Annotated in this window: 18 protein-coding genes and 3 pseudogenes; 3 read left to right on the top strand and 18 right to left on the bottom strand. The window is 42.8% G+C overall.

Annotated elements, in window-relative coordinates; genetic code table 11:
* The first annotated feature begins 31 nt into the window (after positions 1-31).
* Together AC2VDX_RS01085 and AC2VDX_RS01080 are read left to right on the top strand one after the other, a co-directional pair.
* A pseudogene (locus tag AC2VDX_RS01085) lies at positions 32-1,301 on the top strand (IS701 family transposase).
* Positions 1,302-1,496: 195 nt separating this feature from the next.
* Entirely contained in the window at positions 1,497-2,114 is a 618-nt protein-coding gene (locus tag AC2VDX_RS01080) for a Uma2 family endonuclease (protein WP_378173349.1), read from the top strand.
* 6 nt (positions 2,115-2,120) lie between these two features.
* Here AC2VDX_RS01080 and cas3 read toward each other — a convergent pair whose 3' ends face one another.
* From cas3 to crn3 (AC2VDX_RS00995), 17 genes and pseudogenes are all read right to left on the bottom strand, one after another.
* Positions 2,121-4,184 (bottom strand): CRISPR-associated helicase Cas3', encoded by a 2,064-nt coding sequence (gene cas3, locus AC2VDX_RS01075; protein ID WP_378173352.1) that lies wholly within the window; start codon positions 4,182-4,184, stop codon positions 2,121-2,123.
* Positions 4,165-4,794: a DEAD/DEAH box helicase family protein gene (locus tag AC2VDX_RS01070; protein WP_378173354.1), complete on the bottom strand. Its 630-nt coding sequence runs from the start codon at positions 4,792-4,794 to the stop codon at positions 4,165-4,167. Before AC2VDX_RS01070 ends, cas3 begins: the two co-directional genes overlap by 20 nt.
* Before the next feature lie 29 nt (positions 4,795-4,823).
* Positions 4,824-5,444, bottom strand: a pseudogene (locus AC2VDX_RS01065) (hypothetical protein).
* Positions 5,445-5,564: 120 nt separating this feature from the next.
* Positions 5,565-6,266, bottom strand: a complete 702-nt coding sequence (locus tag AC2VDX_RS01060; protein ID WP_378173357.1) for a hypothetical protein — start codon at positions 6,264-6,266, stop codon at positions 5,565-5,567.
* Positions 6,267-6,269: 3 nt separating this feature from the next.
* Positions 6,270-6,878 carry a Uma2 family endonuclease gene (locus tag AC2VDX_RS01055; protein ID WP_378173359.1) on the bottom strand — a complete coding sequence of 203 codons (609 nt, stop codon included), beginning with the start codon at positions 6,876-6,878 and terminating at the stop codon, positions 6,270-6,272.
* A 21-nt stretch (positions 6,879-6,899) separates the two neighbouring features.
* Entirely contained in the window at positions 6,900-8,006 is a 1,107-nt protein-coding gene (locus AC2VDX_RS01050) for an RAMP superfamily CRISPR-associated protein (protein ID WP_378173362.1), read from the bottom strand.
* Positions 8,003-8,443 carry a hypothetical protein gene (locus AC2VDX_RS01045; protein ID WP_378173365.1) on the bottom strand — a complete coding sequence of 147 codons (441 nt, stop codon included), beginning with the start codon at positions 8,441-8,443 and terminating at the stop codon, positions 8,003-8,005. The genes AC2VDX_RS01050 and AC2VDX_RS01045 overlap by 4 nt, the downstream gene beginning before the upstream one ends.
* A complete protein-coding gene (locus tag AC2VDX_RS01040) occupies positions 8,440-9,438 on the bottom strand; it encodes an RAMP superfamily CRISPR-associated protein (protein WP_378173367.1) in 999 nt (332 codons plus the stop codon). The genes AC2VDX_RS01045 and AC2VDX_RS01040 overlap by 4 nt, the downstream gene beginning before the upstream one ends.
* Before the next feature lie 29 nt (positions 9,439-9,467).
* Positions 9,468-10,088 carry a hypothetical protein gene (locus AC2VDX_RS01035; protein WP_378173370.1) on the bottom strand — a complete coding sequence of 207 codons (621 nt, stop codon included), beginning with the start codon at positions 10,086-10,088 and terminating at the stop codon, positions 9,468-9,470.
* Between the two features lie 56 nt (positions 10,089-10,144).
* The gene (gene csx7 / locus AC2VDX_RS01030; RefSeq protein WP_378173372.1) at positions 10,145-10,996 is read right to left on the bottom strand and encodes a type III CRISPR-associated RAMP protein Csx7; all 852 of its coding nucleotides are present in this window, start codon (positions 10,994-10,996) and stop codon (positions 10,145-10,147) included.
* A gap of 132 nt (positions 10,997-11,128) precedes the next feature.
* Entirely contained in the window at positions 11,129-12,304 is a 1,176-nt protein-coding gene (locus AC2VDX_RS01025; RefSeq protein WP_378173375.1) for a putative CRISPR-associated protein, read from the bottom strand.
* A gap of 41 nt (positions 12,305-12,345) precedes the next feature.
* Positions 12,346-12,855, bottom strand: a complete 510-nt coding sequence (locus tag AC2VDX_RS01020) for a hypothetical protein (protein WP_378173378.1) — start codon at positions 12,853-12,855, stop codon at positions 12,346-12,348.
* 2 nt (positions 12,856-12,857) lie between these two features.
* Complete coding sequence (csx10, locus tag AC2VDX_RS01015; protein ID WP_378173380.1) at positions 12,858-14,156, bottom strand: type III-D CRISPR-associated RAMP protein Csx10; 1,299 nt, start codon at positions 14,154-14,156, stop codon at positions 12,858-12,860.
* A complete protein-coding gene (locus AC2VDX_RS01010) occupies positions 14,153-14,878 on the bottom strand; it encodes an RAMP superfamily CRISPR-associated protein (RefSeq protein ID WP_378173383.1) in 726 nt (241 codons plus the stop codon). Before AC2VDX_RS01010 ends, csx10 begins: the two co-directional genes overlap by 4 nt.
* The gene (cas10, locus tag AC2VDX_RS01005; RefSeq protein ID WP_378173386.1) at positions 14,875-17,211 is read right to left on the bottom strand and encodes a type III-B CRISPR-associated protein Cas10/Cmr2; all 2,337 of its coding nucleotides are present in this window, start codon (positions 17,209-17,211) and stop codon (positions 14,875-14,877) included. Before cas10 ends, AC2VDX_RS01010 begins: the two co-directional genes overlap by 4 nt.
* Before the next feature lie 173 nt (positions 17,212-17,384).
* Positions 17,385-18,317 carry a CRISPR-associated ring nuclease Crn3/Csx3 gene (gene crn3 / locus AC2VDX_RS01000; protein ID WP_378173388.1) on the bottom strand — a complete coding sequence of 311 codons (933 nt, stop codon included), beginning with the start codon at positions 18,315-18,317 and terminating at the stop codon, positions 17,385-17,387.
* Between the two features lie 17 nt (positions 18,318-18,334).
* Positions 18,335-18,679 carry a CRISPR-associated ring nuclease Crn3/Csx3 gene (gene crn3, locus AC2VDX_RS00995; protein ID WP_378173391.1) on the bottom strand — a complete coding sequence of 115 codons (345 nt, stop codon included), beginning with the start codon at positions 18,677-18,679 and terminating at the stop codon, positions 18,335-18,337.
* A gap of 95 nt (positions 18,680-18,774) precedes the next feature.
* Between crn3 (AC2VDX_RS00995) and AC2VDX_RS00990 the strand changes: the two genes are divergently transcribed.
* Positions 18,775-19,242, top strand: a complete 468-nt coding sequence (locus AC2VDX_RS00990) for a hypothetical protein (RefSeq protein WP_378173393.1) — start codon at positions 18,775-18,777, stop codon at positions 19,240-19,242.
* Between the two features lie 96 nt (positions 19,243-19,338).
* Here AC2VDX_RS00990 and AC2VDX_RS00985 read toward each other — a convergent pair.
* Positions 19,339-19,533: pseudogene (locus tag AC2VDX_RS00985) on the bottom strand (hypothetical protein); the annotation flags it as partial.
* Positions 19,534-19,659 lie beyond the last annotated feature (126 nt).

The following is a 19,659-nucleotide window of genomic DNA, read 5'->3' as shown; positions in this document are numbered from 1 at the left end:
TAATCGGCTATTTTACGTTGAGGGATAAGGGATGAAAGAGACAACTCCCGCCGCCATGCCTCCTTGCTTTGACAGATGGTGTAAACGCTTTGATGATGTCTGGACGCATCAAGCGCAAAAACGGGAGTTTAGGAACTATCTAGGCGGATAATTGCGGGGAAAGTGAACGAAAGAACCTGTCTCAAATGGCGGATAACGCCGTGGGAGTGACTTACCATCGATTACACCATTTTCTGACGGAAGCCCCCTGGTCAGATAAACAGGTGAATGAACGTCGCCTTCTGGTGATGAATCAGTGTAGCCAAACCCGAATCGGTAGAGGATATACGTTAATTGTGGACGATTCAGGACATAGAAAAAGTGGTAATTTTACAGCCGGAGTGGGACGGCAATACATAGGAGAAATCGGAAAAACTGAGAATGGGATAGTGGTAGTAACAACTCATCTATATGATGGCAAAAAAAGCCTGCCGTTAGATATAGAGTTATATCAACACGCTAGTTCTTTACCTGAAGGAAAACAAGATGCAGAATTTAAGAAGAAGCCGAAATTAGCATTAGATTTAATTGACCGAAGTCTGGAGAGAGGATATCGACCCGGTATCATATTAATTGATGCTGGCGCGAGGAAATAACACAACATTTCTGCTAGAGCTGGAAAAAAGGAAGCTCAAGTATCTAGGGGGATTAGCCAAAAACCGCAAAGTGATAACTCAAATAGAGGCAAATAAACGAGATGAGATTCGCCTAGATAAGTTAGCCAAAGCTCTTCATGTTGATGATTTTACCCCTATTCAACTCAATCTAGATAAACCGAAAACCGTTTGGGTGGCAACTGTTGAAGTTGAACTATCACAGCTAGAAGGAACGAGAACAATTGCTATCGTAATGAATGCCTCAACCTTCAATTCTTCGAGTGATATTGACTATTTTATTACTAATGTTGACTCAACAATAGCCACAGCCGAGTGGATAGTCACTACCTATTCTCAAAGGATAGTGGTAGAAGTTTTTTATCGGGAGGCTCTCATGATGGTTAGGGTTGTCTGAATATCAAGTCAGAGATTTTCGCAGCTTAATGCGTCATTTCATTCTTGTGTTTTGTGCCTATACTTTTATTTTATGGCACACCAAAACCTGCGGATTAAGACGAAGGTGGGCATCGAAATCTTTAAACACCTTTACTGAGGCATGTTTAGGCATTTCGGACAGCGATGTCTTTCCGTTTTCTTGAGTGGTTGAACCACAATCGCGACGTATTCGTCTCTTATAAAGCTGCTTTGGGCTTTATTTGGGCTTGAAATCTGTTTAAGTCCCGCTATAACGTAGAGACGCGATATATCGCGTCTCTACACCGTAGGAGAGGGGTTGGGGAGAGGTTAACCAAACACTATTCAGCATCGTCGGCAAAACATAATGATGTTGCGCCTTACGTTTACAATCAGGGTAAGTAGATTAGTGTCTAAACTCTGTCTGCAACATTGGAGGAGGTCGCCATGATTCAAGCGATACCCAAGTTAGTCACGTTCGACGAATTTATCGCCTGGTATCCGGAGAATTCAGAAAATCGCTACGAACTACATAATGGGGAGATTGTTGAGATGCCCAAACCTACTGGAAGACATTCGCGGGTAGCAGGTTTTATTGGGGCTGAACTCAACTTTGAAATCAGACGGCTAAAACTGCCCTATTTTATTCCCAAAGAATGCGTCATCAAACCTACCCGCGACGAGTCCGGGTATGAGCCGGATGTGATTGTGCTAGACGAGCAGACTATCAGAAATGACCCGCGATGGGAACGGGAATCTATCATTACTCAAGCGAGTTCTGCACGTTTGGTTGTTGAGGTTGTTTCAACTAATTGGAGCGACGATTATGCTTTGAAACTGGAAGAATACGAGGCACTGGGCATTTCCGAATACTGGGTAGTAGATTATCTCGGATTAGGTGGAAAACGCTTTATTGGCAGTCCTAAACAACCGACTTTCTCGATTTATCAGCTTGTTGAAGGTGAATACCAAGTCCGCCAGTTCAGGGACAATGACCGTATTGAGTCACCGACGTTTCCTGAGTTAGCATTAACAGCATTACAGGTTTTTCAAGTAGGAATGTAACAGTTATTAGTTAGGCGTAGGTTTGAAGATTTGTACCGAACGCTGGTCGCACAGTCGTAAGGATCTCACAACTAACCAGTAAAGTTGTAGATAATCTATTTGCGCTGAGGAAAATTTGTTAAGGTCAAGTTCTTTGGCTGAATAGCGCGTTTGTTTGAGGTTGGGAATTGTTTCAGGAAACGGTAAGGTTTTAGGGAGAAAGCGGGTAAGACTGCGCCAACTGGATGCGATCGCTTCCTTGGCTTTTGGATGCAGTTGAATCTCTCCAACTTTGCGGATATCCTTCATTTCCCAGCCTTTTGCCCAAGCAGAGTGATGTCGTCCCGCTGCCAAAAGGATGGTGTAGGCGATGCCGAAAATTTGTTCGGATTCGGCATGGAAATAGTCGCGCAGCAGGGGAACGAGGGACTCTTGCAGAATGTATTGGGCTAGGAATCCACTCTCAACAGCGTGGTTGGGACGCTTGTGTTTGGCTTCGTAGGCTTTGAGAGCATCTCGTTGTAGCCTATCGTCGGGGTTGTAGTCAGTGTGGGCTAACAGATGGGATTTGGGCGGTTTGCCGTGGAAGGAAGAGTGTGCGATCGCTTGCCATCCTCCCATTGCATCTTGCCACTTTTGTTGCAATTTGCCTAAATCGTGGGTAAAGACGGCAAGTAAAACTAAATATTCAAACAGGGCTTCTGCTTCTGCTATGGTGACTTGGGGAAAAATTTTCTGCTGGATGAATTGTCTGCCTGCTTTTAATAGTTCATCGCGGACGCTAGCATATTCAATCTCAACCCCAGATCCATTTTTTAATACTCTCGTTGTGAAAGGATTGTGCCAACAAGTCCACATACAGCCTAAATGTCCTACATAGGTATCCATGCGATAGCGATACTCGCTGATTACCTGTTTTTGAGGTTTATTGGGAGAAGTAAACCCATTACCAACAATATTGATTCCAATTAGTAAGCCAATTTCTTCATCGTAGTGGACGTAGCGGGGATTGACTAAAATTTGGATGCTATTTATGAGGTCGTTGCGAGAACGGATAGTTGTGCAAATAGGTTGTGCATAAGTCTCGGTATCTTTCCTTCTAGGGGCTTCAATGCGCTTGAAAACCCAGTCAGTTTCATATCCCAAGTTTTGGATTTCTTGCCAAGCTTTACACAGTGCTGTTGTAGGGACACAGAAGGCTAAAAGTTTTTTGGGGTCGATTGACTCGTTATCCAAATCAATTAGTGTTGGTTCGTTCCAAACAAATACGCTGCGGTTATCAACACAGCGGATTAAGTTGTCCGCCGTTGAGCGATCGCCGTTGAATATGGCATCGTTAAATCGTCGTTCAAATTCGGCTTGGTCATTCTTTCGGCGTTCGGCTTGCAGGGAATCGGCTTGCCAATGCACTTGATTAATCCAAACTTGTTCTAAGGTAAAGCCAACTGATTGATTGAGTTGTTCGGATTGTGTATGTTGCTGTAAAACTTGCCAAGTGAGTTCGCACAGTGTTTTCTCATAGGGCAAAAAACTTTTCTTTTCTACAGTTGGTTCTTCGGATTCTGGGTCAAAATCTTGTGCGGCTAATTCAAGAGATTCTGGATTTACTTGAATCTGCCAATAAACATAAACCTCACCCTGTTCCCCTTTGAATCTGGCGCAACGTCCAGCACGTTGCAGGAGAGAATTCATGGGAGAAAGTTCAGTGTGCATGACATCGCAGGTAATGTTAAGTCCCGCTTCAATTACCTGAGTTGAGATTAAAACATGACATAAGCCGTCATCTTGCCAATTCTCTGCAAATCGAGTTTTAATTTGAGTTTCTTTTTGGGCGCGATGTTCCGGTAAAAACCGAGAATGGAACAGTGTAATATTTAATGCTTCATCTGAATTCAGGTTATTTAAATCTCTGAACAATCCTTGCGCTTGCGAGACTGTATTGCAAATAACAATAACTCTCTCACGGTGATGTGTTTGAATGTCATTGAGGATAACTTCAGCAGTTAAAGGTGTGGAGATAGCCCACAAAATTCGGTGACGCTTGCATTCAATTTCTACTAAATCTGCGTCGTTAATGGCAATTATTTCCATTGTCAATTACTTGTTGAATCTGTGTGGCGAATTCGTCGGTTAAAGTAGCAGTCATCAATAGAAAGAGTGCAATTACTTTCACTTGTTGCAAGACTTTGAGAACAGTGCTGAAAGAATGCTCAGGGTCGAGAAGGTGCAATTCATCAAATACGAGGTAGGAGGCAAAGATAGCACCTGCATTGACGTTGGCAGAACCCCGACCAACGGAATACGGGATATTCAGGAAGCTGCTTAACATTTGGTCGATGGTGCAGAAGATAATGTCGCCTTCAAAGCGAGGATCTTCTGGGTTTTCTCCGGTTTGCAGCGTTACCGTCAAGAGTCGGGGTGAAGGATAGTATGTTGACCAGCATTGGATAAGGGTTTCTGTTCTCTCGCGCAGACTATTGGCGAGGGTGCGTAAGGGGACGACGTAAATTAGTTTGTTGGGGAAGTCGAGTTGTAGATGTTGAGCGAAAAGAAAGGGCGCGATCGCGGTTTCGGTTTTGCCCGAACCTGTGGGTGCGCGGAGGAGGACATCTTGGCGATTGAGGAGGTGCGCGATCGCGTTTTGTTGGAATTGACGTGGAGGGAATCCAGTTAGGGTTTGAAAGTATTGAGCGATGGTCATGGATACAAGGTTCCCAACATAATTGAGAATTAAGCAGCTACTTTCTCATCAAGTTGCAATTCGCACTGGCGGAAAATATAGTTAACAGCCGCAAAGAGTTTATCTAGTTCGTAAATGGTGTAAGGAACGATAGTTTTGGTAAATAAGTCTGCCTCTAGTTTGCCGAATTGCCATAGTGTTCCGTTAGAAACAATGCCATAGACAGTTATCTGGAGTTCCCCGTTCAGTCGTTGCGCTGCAATCATCTCGGCTAGGCACTGTCCCCACCCCTCTTCAAACTTATCTTGCTTGGCTTCGACTAAAAGGAAATAAGGCTTATCAAAGACAACCTTTCCCAACGGAGAGCGTTTCGCCAAGATATATCCAGGGAATCCTGAAAGATTTTCATCACAGGTGAGTGACTCGTGACTCCACAAAAGGAACTTGCTGCGATATCACTTCCAGATTTCTTTCAAGACGGGATAAATTAAATTTTCGCAAATAGCAAATTCTGAGTTATCAACGACTCCTTCCCGCATGACGGTTTGTAAGTCTTCTCGGAAGTAATCGGGGATGTTAAATTCTATTTCACCGATAAAATCCGCTTCGGTATATTTAACCTGAAATTCTTTGACAACTGCACCAATACTCTTATAACTACTCAAAGCCATATTGACCTCACGATCAAGCGTTCAACACCTGTTCGACGGTTAGGGAAGGAATTGCTCAAAGGTGACTTGTTGTTTTGTTTTGGTTGCGATCAGGGGTAGCATATCATCAACTGCTATTATTCACTCAACCGACTTAACTTTTTTAGGACTACCATCTTTCTTGAGTTCTGTTACTTCAACTCTGACTGTCTTTCCAACTGATAAGATTTCGTACTTCTTGGGTTCCTTAACTGTGAGTTTAATTTTTTCCAGAATTGTATAAGTAACTTCTTTGCCTTTAATATTTGTCACTTCTGCATCTAATGTTTGTCCCAACTGAAACGTTTGAGACTGTGTAACTGCCTTGATCTCTGTTTGACGGTGCGACTCTACAGGTGGAGTTGGTGTTTTAATAGCTGAAGTTCGAGAGGGAGTCGCGATTTCTCCAATCGGAACCGTCTCTTTGTGATAGCGCACCAAACGTGCTGACCATCCTAAAATCAGTAGCATGGTTCGAGGATTAGCTTGCTCACCTGGCAAATGTTGTTTGCAAGCTTTTTCTATACAGTGATAGTAGTCAGGAGTCTTGCCACTATGTCCAATCTGCAAACCATGCCCGACTAGAGTCTTTAAATATGTGAAAAACTTTGCTCTAGCATTGGGTTGGTCTTGATTAGCGTAAAGATATGTAACTGTCTTCTTTAATTCAGTAGCAATGCCATCTGAATTTTTACCTGTTTCTTTATTTATTCGCAGTTGATCAGTAGCAAGAGTTTGAGCGATCGCATGAGCAATCTGCCATTGAACTTCAGTTAAGGATTCCGTCAGGGACTCAACTGCCATAAATTATGCTCCCAATATCTCTTCAACTGTTAACGTCAGTTCTGGGACAGTTCGCGATACAATCCGGTCAGTGCCTCGGTAGGGAGTAGCCTGGTAGACTCCATTATCATCAAGCAAATAAACAAAGACCATCGGCACTTTAGGATTACCCAGGTAATTCCGACTACCTATCGCTAAATAATCTACAATCCAGTATTCGGGAATACCCAAACGTTGATACTCATCCAGCTTATCGATATAGTCATCTTCCCAATTGGTTGAGACTACCTCTACAGCTAGTTGGAGTGGTTCAAAAAAAGCAGTGTAAGCGGCAAGGTTTGAGTCCCAAAGTGTTTTATCAACTACACTCACATCAGGATGCCGACCTTGTTCTTTACCCTCTGTGGTTAGTGTCCTAATCATAATTCTGTCTGACACTCTGTAGTTCAGATTACGCCGTTCAACCTCTCTATCAAACTGTCTAACCATGAAATCTGCGATATTATCATGTTGTCTTGTCGGTAATATTCTCACAATCTCTCCGTTGACGAGTTCATAACAACCTTCTTCTGCAATATCTTTCTCTAGAAATTGCTCAAAGGTGAGTTGTTGCTTAGTTTGAGTTTTAGTCATGGTTCGTCCTCACTTTTTTTTCTAGTACATTCCGGTTGGGGGTTCGCGGTCCGTAGGATAGCGCAGCACTTCAGCAAGTTGTTGCAACTGAGTTGCCTCAACTAAGTTAGAGTGGGCAGCTTGAATATTCTTCTGCATGAATTGTTGCAAACTTTCTCCAGTCAGTCGGGCAGATGCGGGGGGAGTGTAGGAGGAGTAGCGATCGCGCCACTCCTGCTTATTGTTAATCCGTTTAATTTCAGTAACATCGACAACCATCGTCCCCATCCCAACTGGCTTACCCCCGCCAACCTTAAGGGCAATGGGGTTTTTCGGGTCTTGCCCCAGTACAATCAACAATGTTCCTAATTCAGCAGAAGTCAAATTCATAAACCGCAGCTGAGTCGCAAACCTATACTCTTTACCTGCCTGCTGCACTGGAATTCCTTGCTGCTGACCTTTGTCAACCGCCTTAACCGCATGATAGTAAAACTTACGTCCTGCGACTTTCCCCTGTGGGTTAAAATACGCCTTTCTTTCATCAGGTCGAGGGCGATAGAGTGAGGGCATAAATCCGGTACTAAAACCAGTTGTTTCACACTTGGCATCTGTAAAATGAACCAGTCCCTGCCAATCCATTGCCCCAAAAACTTGACAAGCTGGACAGACTGTTAACTGATTTCTTTGACGATTAATCGTACATTCTTGATAGCCAGACGGAATCTGGCTTTGATACTTGCGAGTCACTTTACATAAACAACTGCGGGTAATTGCTTCATAAGTAGAGCGCACTACACCCTTGAAAGAACTCCCAGGAATCAGCAGCTTTTGATTGCCCTCAATTGAGGTTTTAATTAAAGGGATACTTCGAGTTTTGTCGGACAAATCACTACCCATCGCTACCACGCCAGACGCGATAAAGGTAGCCGTTTTCACGGTTAAGCGCAGGGAGATTTTGCCAGAGATGCGATCGCTTTTAAACCGTTCTTGTCCTGCTGGTTTAGCTTTGTCGGGTGATTGAGTTGGTAGAGAAACTAAGTCGTAAGGTTTTGGGGCAACGAGTCCTGTAGGTGCATCGGCTGAGTTCGGTTGACTGGGTCGAGTCGGAGGTGATACTCGTCGAGGTGGTGAGGGTCGATTGCTAGTCATTGCTTTTTCGCTACAGTTAGAGCAACAAAATGTACCGTCGCGGTATCGGCATCCATAAAGTAACGCTGGGCTACATCAACATTTGCTGAGGATAATCCTTTAGGAAAACGGGTTTCGGTAGCGGGGTAAATATGAGCGTCCCGTTGCTGGGTTTCCCACTTGTGTCCAATCCCCTTAAATCCGGGTTCACAACCTGTGGTGCTCAGGAGAAGAACGCTGAAGTGCTGTCCTTGTTGTTTCCAGCGCAATTCGCGATCGCAATTAAACATTTGCCCCTCTGGAGAAGGAAACTCATTCGGCAGTTGTCCTACAATTCCACTAACTTGATGAGTCCAGCGCAGGAAATAATAGTTACCCTGATTGAAAGGCTTTTCTAATAAGTTTCTCAACTGCTCTACTGTTAGAAGTTGTTCGCTAACGCCAACAAAAGGATTCATGCTGCTGTTTTCTCCAATTCTTTACACCAAGAGCGAACTGCCTTTATAAACAAATTCTGTACTTGGTTATCTCCCTGCCATTGCAACAGCACCCCAAAACCGAGAGGCATTGCTTCAGCAGCAACAGGAGTTTCTTGCACATCGTTAGCGGGAAAGCCGTAGCGTTGCCGTTCTTCCTCCTCCAAAAACACTCCAGCCCCTAGCAGCGAGGTGTGAGACCATTGTTGTTGTCTTCCTAGAGCGTGAATTTGTTGATTTTCTAAGATGCAGCCTGGATATTGAACAACGGCTGAATTCAATTTCACCTCAACCATCCCTAAACCGCGAGATTTGGCAAAACCTAACCCAAACCAACCATCATTTAAGTCTCGCAATACTAAACCAATTAAACCTAACTGAGCCAGGGAGAAGTTTTTTAGATGAATTTTGGTACGGAATTCTCCAGCAGTGCAGACTTGGTAGTTAAATAATGCCCCAGGTACTGTTGAGCCAAATACGCGATCAATAGCTACACCGTTACGTTCTTCTATCTTGAGTGGTTGGGACTTATCAGGATATGCGTCCTCAACTCTTACTCGACTAGCGACAGAAGTGCTGCCAAACATCTGGGAGACGAAGCAGGACTGCCTGTATAACTCCGCGCCCGGATTGGGGTGATTTTTATTATGCTTCTTCCAATCTTCTAAATAGAAGTTAGGATTATTTTGTTTGTTTTTATCATCTAAAGGGTTACTAGCCCAAAGTTCCTGGTTACTTCCTGCTGGACGCTGCTCACCACCCACTGTCCTTACAATTCTTTCAGCGTGGGCGCGTATTGCTCCTTTGAGACTGCTTCCAGGTAAGTAGATTGAGCGTCCCCCTGCATGGTAGGTTTCGACAAATTCCATATCTGGTTTAGTTGGATCTGCCCCTTCTTTGCCAGACTTAATCAGAATTGGCCCGTCGGGAATTATGGTGAGGGCGATCGTGCAATGATTTACAAATCGTTTGTGCATGACTGAGTAATTTAATAGATAGTGAAAAATTAAGCAGTTAATAACTCATTAAGCTGAATTTCGCATTGCTGAAATACATAGTTAACAGCAGCAAAAAGTTTGTCTAATTCATAAATCGTGTAGGGAGTAGTATTTTGAGTAAAAGTCTGCCCTTCTAGCTTGCCAAATTGCCATGTTGCTCCATTAGAGACAATCCCAAATACAGTAAGTTTTAGTTCGTCATTTAATTTTTCTACTGCAACCATTTCAGCTAAACACTGCGCCCACCCCTCGTCGAATTTGTCTTGCTTAGCCTCAACCAACAGAAAATAAGGCTTTTCAAACACAAATTTTCCTAAAGGAGAGCGTTTAGCCAAAATATATTCAGGAAAACCATAAAGATTCTGGTTGCAGGTAAGAGATTTATGGCTCCAGAGAACAAACTTAGTATGATAAGATTTCCAAACTTCTTTGAGAACTGGATAGATCAAGTTTTCACACACAGCAAACTCAGAATTGTCTACAACGGCTTCTCGGAGCATAAATTCCAAGTCTTCCCGAAAATAATCAGGGATATTAAAATCAGTTGCCCCCATAAAATTAGTTGCGGTGTAAGTTACTTGAAATTCTTGGAGAACTTTACCGATATCTTTATAACTACTGAAAGCCATCTTGACCTCACAAGCAAAGTTATATTACTTCTGTAGGGTGGCTATTACCGACCCTTTTACTCTATTGTTGCAATGTTTGCAGACGTTGTGGGCATTTTAGCTTTTAGATACTTGATAAGTTCTCGTGCCCACTCATCTTTATAGTCTGCTGCATCTTCATAAGCAGTTTCATCTTCCATTACTAGTTTTTGAAGATATTGCAACAAGAATTTAGGATTGCCTTCAACGTCAACCCAGCGCATTTTTAAGTTATCTAAACGAACAACACCCAAGCCACGCGATCGCCCTCCTCCTAAAGGTATTTGTTCTGTCTCAAACTGGTGCAAACCAATCATCAATAAACCCAGTTCCCAGTCCTTAGCATTTTCCACTACAGCCTTAAACTCAAAGGGTGTCCCAGCAGGTACAACTTGGTAGTCATAAAGCTTGCCATCCGCCGCTGTTTCAGTATCTCTATCAATAGCAACTCCATCCCGTTCCTGATACTGTCCAAACCATGCACTATCTTGTACCGTCAAGTCTCGCACTTGAAATTTACTAGCAATCCAGGGAGAACCAAATAAGCGAGAAACCTCGTCGGTTATGCCGATAAGTGCTTGTGTCAAGTTAAAATCATTATCTTTATGCTGTTCTTTAAAGGCTTTGACCTGATTATTTCGGGCTGAACTTGTGAAATTAGCTGGATCTTCAGCAAAACTTGGATCGATACCGCGTAGGAAGCTTTCGAGACGCGATCGCAAAGCGCCCTTAAAACTAGACCCTGGAATTAAAGGTCTACCCAAAGCATCTTTAATTACAGGCAAATCTGACCCAATTGGCTCAGTAGAACGACCTGCACTTATGCGTAATGCTGTTACTGTCCTCAGTGTTCCGGTTAGTTCTAGACGGTTTTTAAAAGTATCAAACATATTACTATTGGTAGAAGACTGAATTAAGATCATATTGGTGAAGAGGTCTTAGGTAACTAGGAAAACTTTAAGTGTTCGGATGCGATCGCAACGCCCCCTTAAAACCAGATTCCACTATTAAACTGCTTTTATCTAAATTCCTTCTTTTCTTTCGACATACTTATGAGTTCCGTAATGTCTTAGCTCTAATTTTCTCTTTGAAATTTCCTCTAATTTTATATTTGACATTTTACAGCTTACCCGCCATTCCATTCCTACATAGAAATGATCTATTCCTTCTGTGCCTCCATAAGCATAATAACTAACTGGTTTTGCCAAAGCTCTAATATTGCAGTTAGATTCTTCTAGCAAGTAAGAAACTTTAGCCAAGGTTTTTTGAAGTTTAACCTTTTCTTTTGCCGTACTAATATTTTTATAGTCTTCTATAAAGCTATGTTCGTAAGATAGCCTGGGAAACTCTTGTAATTCCTGTGACAAAAAGTTATCTTTACACTGATTCCAAATAAGTTGTCCCCAATTTGAAAGAGTCATTTTTCCATCTATTCCTGCCACCATTGCTTCAGGAACTTTTTCGGTTTGCGATAAAGATAAACCTGCACCAGCGTCGAGTCGCGCTAGAATAGATACATGGTCTGTCAGTCGTGAATAATCTACGGTTATTGGTAAGCGAGGTATAGTAATTAAATTTGATTTGGCTCCTTCAAAAACATAGATAATTTTATCTGCATAAAACATTCCAATTGTATTCATACATCCTTGCAATGCTTTAAATCCACCTACCAAATTGAAATATATTTCATAGTTTTTTTCTTTGTATTCATTTGCTCGTCTATCAAGCCAATCTAGTAAGTTGTCAATTCCTTGATTAAAAACTTTGTTATTGGCTGTTGAAAGTTTTTCAGGTGTATATACTTCAACTTCTAAACTCAATTTTCTATCTTTTTTCTGTTGTAGTATAAAACTTTTAACAATATTTGCTGTGACTTGTCCCTGTTTTGTATCTGTAGTAATTAAGAAGTGATGATCTCGCTTGCTGCTTTCTAGTTGCTCGTCATATAGTCCATAAATCCCATTCAGTTCAGCGCTGGCATCTCTAATCTCTAAGGTATTGCCATTATTGAGCTTATTTTTAGCCCTCTGTTCCAATTGATTAATGATGCTTAAAACTTCATGACAAGATTGACTAATTTGTTCTTGAGTAAGATTAGCACTTTTTTGTAACATATCCTCCCAATCTTTCGGATCACTTCGATGGATTTGATTGGTTAGTAAACTTGTCCCAACGGTTGAAATAACTAGACGAGGCATAATATATCTCCTGTTTGATACTTGGTCGATATTGGGCTTTATTAATTTAGCTTACTTTCACCTACTGAAGCTGTATGCTCCCTTGCTAGATAGCCTAAGTAAAGCTGGGCAAGTTTAAGGTGGATATCTTTTTTGATCTGCTCTCTATTTTGATTATCTTCCAAATAAGGCTCCAAGGAATTACCTTTTGGAATCTTCCTCCTCATTCTTTGCACAATTTCTTGAGCATCTTGACTCAAGTTCTGTAAGTCATTAACTACTGCTTTAGCAAATATTTCGCTATCCTTGGAAGTTTTCCAAATTGGACTAGATTCTTTACGCCCGACTTGATAACGAATATAGTTTTTGATAACCTCAAGCGAGGAGATAGAGTCAGTAGCAACAGCAAGAACATTTCTAAATGGAGATTTTTTATCTTTGCTGGCGATTGAGAATTTTTGAGATATCAGTTTTACTTTGTTACCTATCACGTCATCCATTTGGTTACTAATTTCTCTTTCAAGTCTTAATGCTAATTGTTCTCTTAAGAAGATATCTAGAATTTGATCCATTTTTAAACAGCCTCCTCTCGAATAATTAAATGAAATTTATCACAAACACGAACTTGACCGAAGCCTTCAGGGATACGTTCTCCTATCCCTTGGACTTCTAGCTTTTCTAGAGCTTCAATCCAATCATTTTTTTGAGTAGTGCTGAACAAATAAACAGCCCCTTTATTTGTGACTAACTCAACATCTTTCATTAATCCCCAGGCAGCATTCCAGCCAGAGCGGTAGTCATAACTACTGTAAACCGCTTCAAGTTTCAAAGAAGTATCTTGCACATCTGTAAACTGCTGTAGCATTGCTGCTGAAATAACTGTAGTACGCCGCCATTGCTCACTCAGAATCGCATCAGATTGTAAATCCAGGGTGAAGTAGGTGCGTTGGCATAGCCTGTCCGCAGGACAATTGCTCATCTGTTCCTCTAGAGGATTACCAAAAACTTTCCAATCATTCCAACGCTTCTGTAACGTGTCATTAAACTGGTTGATTTTATCAGCTAACTTTGGCTTGGCATCCACAGGTAGCTTTGCGTCCATTTTGACTTTTCCCAGCCCTCTTGAAGTTGATCCACCGAGGCGAAAACCCTCCTTATGGTTATTAATGAATTCTTTCAGAGAATCTGCTAGAGCATCTGTAACTAAAATTGCTCCCATGTAAATTACAGGCTTCGGATTTTTCCCTTTGGATTCAGATTCGTTTAGAACTTCAATACTGTAGAGTATCTGTTCTTCTGCTGTAGCTCGTCGTCGATTGATGCCTACCCGTGTCAACAGGCGTTTGCTGACAGTATGGTTGTAGTATTCATCATTAAGTTCGCTGTAGAAACTAAAATCAACAGTGTCAACTCGCCCCCCATCAGTTGGGCAATTTGGATCGTAAAGATGACCATATCTCTCTGCACAGAAACGGTCAATCAAAGTATCAAAAACACCATTGTTTTCTGGCTTGAAACCTGATTTCGTCTTAGAACTGAGGGCGGTAGCAGGTAAAACCCTGATCTCGTCTTGAATCACAAACTCATCATCAATGTTCAGTACAGCGGGATAGGCATTTTGGAAAATTGCTGGAGTTTCACCAAGAAAGAGAGTTTGAAAATCACCGCCATTGTGTGAAAAATCTTGCCTTAACCGCTCTGCTTGTTGAGTTTGCTCGTCCTGACGATATTGTTGCAAAATTTGAGATGCGATCGCTCCCCGAATTACAGTTCCAGGAATATAATTTTCAACTTCACTAACTGAACCGCCTGGTTTCTGCCGTCCGATCGCCAGAGGAGATAGTGCCTTTATTTCCAGTTGAATGCGCTTCATTGCACTCCTCCTTTTGCCAGAAATTTCCAAACATCCTCATCTACCTGAATTTCAGGCAATTCCCAATGCAGCCATCCCAAGCCAGCCGACTTACTTCCGCCTAGTGCATGAATATGTCGCCAGCCAGCCAAAATCAATGCTTTGGCATAATCTGGTCGCTCAGGTGTTAGGCTTGGTTGGATATGAATGTCACCTTTGAACCTGAGTTGAGCATTTGCTGGAGAAGTCTCTAAAAAGTAAAGTTTTTTCTCTTCTGCTGTGCGTCTGCGGCGGTTAATCGTTACACTTGGACGCAGGATTTCGGGCAAATTTTCTGGCTCTTCAGTACAAATCAGGTCATCAAATATAAGGCGCGATCGCAACACTGGATTGCCAAAGATTTGACAGATTAGGCAATGGCGTTGCTCGTCATCTTCATTTACTTGATATTCCTCACGCTCAAAATTTCCAGAAACATCTGCTCTCTGCGGACACATCATTTGAGCATTGGGAGATTGGCAAATATCCCAATTTAAACCCTTGGCTATCTTTTCACATTCATGGCGTAAACGACCCTTCATCTGCGAAGCAGGAATCAAAAGATTTCTTTCAGAGTTACGAACAATCGGCTTATCTGCAAGTGTCCCGGAGGAACCACCCGCACCTACACACAAGGCAGTATCAATTACAGCAGTAATAGGGTGTGTCTCAACTGAGTTTGACAATCCGCCAAGAAAGATCATGAGTCAGCCTCCTGAGTTGCAAACTGTTGCTCAGTTGAGCCAGAGTCTTCCGATGTGTCGATGAAGTCGTAGATGTCTACAAGCTCTCGCCAGATTGTTTCGTAGGCGCGATCATCTGGATCAAGCATTCCTGAGTCATACATCCAGGGAGCTAGATTGCCTTCGTTAGTCTTGGCTTTGCACCAAGTCTCTTCAAAGTCTTTTTTGAGTAATCCTGACTTACCATCTTTGAGCCTGACTCGGAAATAACGGTAGTTGAGAATTGCTGTATGTTTGCCATGCTCCAGCAAGCTACGAATTTGGTAGAGTTGCGATCGCGGAAATTCAGCTTCTTTCAATGCTTCAACTACCTTAATTAATCCCCCCAATTCATGAAAAGTGTAAGGAGCAGCGTATAGCCTTAGTTTTTGACCTCGATCCTTAGTTAACGCTTGCTTACGAAACTCTTCAATATTAGATGAAATCATCGTGACAGATTTCATCGTTAAAAAATCCACTGTGCCACCACAGTATCCTACTTTTCTCAATTTTTTAGCGCGTTTTTTAGCTAATTTGAGTAATTGTTCAGTCAGATTCTTCGCATAGTAAATCGGGGTATTGTAAGCTGTAATCAACACCCCAATAGAGGTACTTAATTGACACCGAGAAGCTTCTGCTTCTTGGCTAGAGTAACGATGGCATTTACTGAGATCGATAGGTTTTTCGGGTGGCTTAGTCTGATAGCTTCCCTTAATTTCTACATCTACAAGCGAAACTTCTTTGAGTAGAATTTTTTCAAACTGCTCTCCAATCATCTTAGCGATCGCTAATGCTTGACTAGCTGGCACAATCAATATAATGTCATCCCCGCCGATGGTGAGGATCTCAAAAGGATGAACTATATCCCCATTCTGAAGCGTTGACTCTGGATCGTTGATTCCGCTTAACTTACGGGGATGGAGATTATCTGCTAGGGCTTGATAAACAGCATACTCCGTTGCTTTTGAAACATCTTCGCTAAATTCTTGATATTCCTTTGGGGTACGGATTTTTTGAATAAAGCCTCCCATATTGTTGCCATCAGCATAAATATAGGCAACAAAACCCTTACTAACATTGCCAAGATGTGTTAAAGATTGGGGAATCTCAACTTCATTAGGAGGATAATTTCCATAGTATTTCTGTTTTTGTGTAGGATTTTTCTCTAAAAATTCTTCAAACTTGTCAACCCAACCTTCAATAACACCAGTTTGCCATTCTGGATACCATTCTGCCTGCATAGGCATTCCTTTCTTAGCTCTATCACCTATCCGTCGTTTCCGTGCAGAGGGTTCTGAAAAATACGGTTGTCCAGGAAGTTGGGTTGCTTGAGTAATACTGGAACGGCGATCGCCTCCATCTCTTTTTAAATAAGGGTGCGTTTCAAACATCGGTGGATAGCGCCGACTTGGGCGGTTGTGGAAGTCATTTCCACTACGGCGTTGATTGAAAAGGATTGCTAGTTTGGTAGTTAGTTCGTTAAAACTCTTCCGATTTTCAAAAGCATCTTCAAGAGATGAGGGATCGGCAATACACGGTTCATTTGGTTTCTTATCCAGATTGCCAAAATAAGCTTGAACCAGCGGATTTTTATATTCTTGACGATACCTCTCTAGCCAAAAGGTTTCTGCAACTGAGTTTGGCAGCAGACCCCATCGAGTTTCTAGCAGCTTAAAGGTATCTCCTACAGCACAAGAATTCGCTGTTAAAGTTCTTTCGGTATAACGTTTTTCAATGGCATTAGCTAAGTCATGTACAAAAGCCGCAGGGCAAAATGCCAGGATGTTACCACCAGTAGAGTAGATAATGAGTTCAGGAATCAAAGCTTCTGAAAGGCAAGGACTGTTATCAGGCAGATTAATAGAGCTATCCAGCCATCTTCTAACTTCTCCACAGTAAATTCTGAATTTTGGCAATTCGGGTCTGTAGACTTTACCAAAAAAAGCAGGCAAGTCGATCAGGTTAATTTGATCCAGTAGTGCTGATGCCCCACGAATATCTGGTAGTTTAGACGCTTCAAATACATATTGCTTAATCTTAGTTGCTCCGCCGTAGACTAAACCAATTCGGGCGTTCCAAAGGGTAGGGTGCTGTTCGGTTAACTGCTTTAATTCATCTAAGGTGTTAGGAAAGCTTAGATTTTCTAGTTTCTGAACTTCATCGATAAGCGATCGCACTTCCTCTGGAACCTCTTTTCCCTCATTCAAAGCTTGTCGCATTTGCTGCACACTTAGCTTAAACTGAGGTCCGCGCTTGTCACCCCAAGCAAGACACCAAGCAATTCCAGTTGTAATCGAGTGTACAGAATTTGTCATGATTCACCTAACCTTTAAACAGTTTGATACAATTGCTGGATGGAATAGACATCGAAAGATGAATTTCGCTTCCTCAAGGAGCGATCGCCCTCACATCCTCACAACCCTAACCGACTAACCAATCAAAAGAAAACCTGTAATTAGAGTTCCCGAAAATCTTTGTAAAAGCCCGACTACGGTAGTAACTTCAGCACCGCTTGTAGCAACACATCCGGCACAGATCGAGGCGACTCCCGCTTCCACGGTCCCGCCACAATTTCTAGAAACGGCTCAGTTTGCAACACCTCCAACCGTTCCTCCTGAACACTGTGAATCACAGCCAATGGCTTTAACTTCTCCCCGCACAGGTCATGCCATTCCTGCACCTTGTCGGGGTATCTGCTAATCACAATATAATGACTGCACTGCTCTACCACAGGAGTTTTTACCGGGTCAGGAACCCCACCCACATCAAACAGCGCCAAATCCATCACTTTTCGGATATTCTCCGTTGCCTTGGCATGATAACCAAAATACCTCCCAATCAACTCATTCGCATTGGGGTGGTGATGCAGCTTGACATTATTTTCCTTCCTCAACCTGGCTACCAATTCAGAGTCTAGTGTTTCGTAGGTATGATTCCCCTCACCATCCCAATTGGCTCGATGCAAGTAAACCTGTACATCTGCCCTCTTACCTAACACACCCACACGCAGAGCATTAGATAACACGCTTTTCCCGCTTTCAGGTGGTCCCCCAACTAAGATGGCAGCACCCGGAACATTGTTGGGAATAATGGGGATAGTATCTCCAGGTTGCCACTCTGGAACACTGCTTTTAACCACAACAACCGCCTTCTCCCGGATGTCGTAGCACCCAACCCAAAGGGCATCTTGATAACGCTCAACCAGATAACTGTAAAGCCAAATTGGTGCCTGACCGTATAAAATCACTCCCTGCTGCCAATCGAGTTCAGCAGGTATTTCCAACTCACACATTGCCTTCGGGCAAATCTCAGGCAAAGTCAAGTTAATTGCTAATGCTTGGTAATCGCGATCGCTCCCTCTTAATGCGATCGCCTGTAACTCGACATCAGGATTAGATTTAGCAGATATTTTGTCACTCACCCGTCTACTCCCAGCTATCAACCTTTATTTCCAATTGATGCTGGCAGATCCAGCTTAAAAACCTGACTCACCGCTACCTCGTGAGTATGAGTGGCAACCACTACAGCGCCCAACCGAGGGTCGTAGCATCCCACCCAAGCCGCCGGATGGCATTCATGTACCAGGTATCCGTACAGCCAAATTGGTCCCTTGCCCTCAATCACAATACCTTGGTTAAACTGAATCCCCTCTGGCAGTTTCAAACCCTTAATATCTGCTGGGGCAATAACACCGTCATCTGTTGTAATCTGGAAACGCAGGTGTTGATAGGGCATACCCGACTGCGTTTGATGAGGAATCGCTTGAAGTTGAATCGGATTCATGAACGTCTCCTACCTTTGATGACGCTACTCTAACACCCCCTGGAAAACTCCTCTTCCAGAATGCAAAATACTGGGAGAGTACAGAGGTTTATTCCATGTCCGAGCCAACTTTTAGCGAACCTCCCCACATCGAACTCCTCCAATGGCTAGCACGCGGTTCCCTCAAACAAAACTTGCCGAGAGCCGTTCGCTTGTGGGCATTGCTCATTGCCCTTTACGGCGATGACACAAATCGCCTGAAATTGAGCGACTCCTTCACCTTTGCCGACTGGCGAACAGCCTTTTTTAGCCCCACTCACCCTCAAGGAGAAGCCATTCCCCACCTCCACGACCCCGACTGCGCCTGTGCCAAAACAATGGCAGATTGGATTTTCGATACCCAAATCGGAGTCTCAGAATCCGAGTGGCGGCGATCGCTCTGTTCTCATGACACCATTCCCGCCAAGCTGGATGAACTCTTAGAACAGCGCTTATTTGCAGTGACTCGTCGTTCTCTCCAAGCTGACCTACAAATTCTCGCCCAAATCGGATGGCTCAAGCGCGACGGGCATTACAAAGTCTAGGGATATCGCAGTGTCTTAAAAAGATGTGCAATAGGATGTGAGGCTGCCATGAATCAAGATTACATCAACAATGATGAACTTTTACAACATCACCAATTACAAATTACTTGGTACTTGAGAATGTCCGCACTGTTTACAATATGGCAAATGTTCGTAAGTAAGATTGTGACAGTTTTGGCATTCAATGAATTGATAATAACCGCAGTGCGGGCAGTAGCTATCATGGTGTCTGATTGTTTTGGCACACTTTATACAGCATGATTTTTGAACTCTTCTAGCTACCTGGGCTTTATCCCTCTTCTGTCACTTTCCGAATATAATGAATAAAGAAATTGAAAAATAAAACTCTACACAGTAGGTAGGGCAATGGATGTAGAATTACAAGTTTTCAAACATTTAGCTAGAGATGCCCATCCC

Source organism: Coleofasciculus sp. H7-1 (assembly GCF_057473865.1).
Note: the sequence above shows the minus strand (reverse complement) of the source record. Positions and strands in the feature narration are given on the sequence as shown.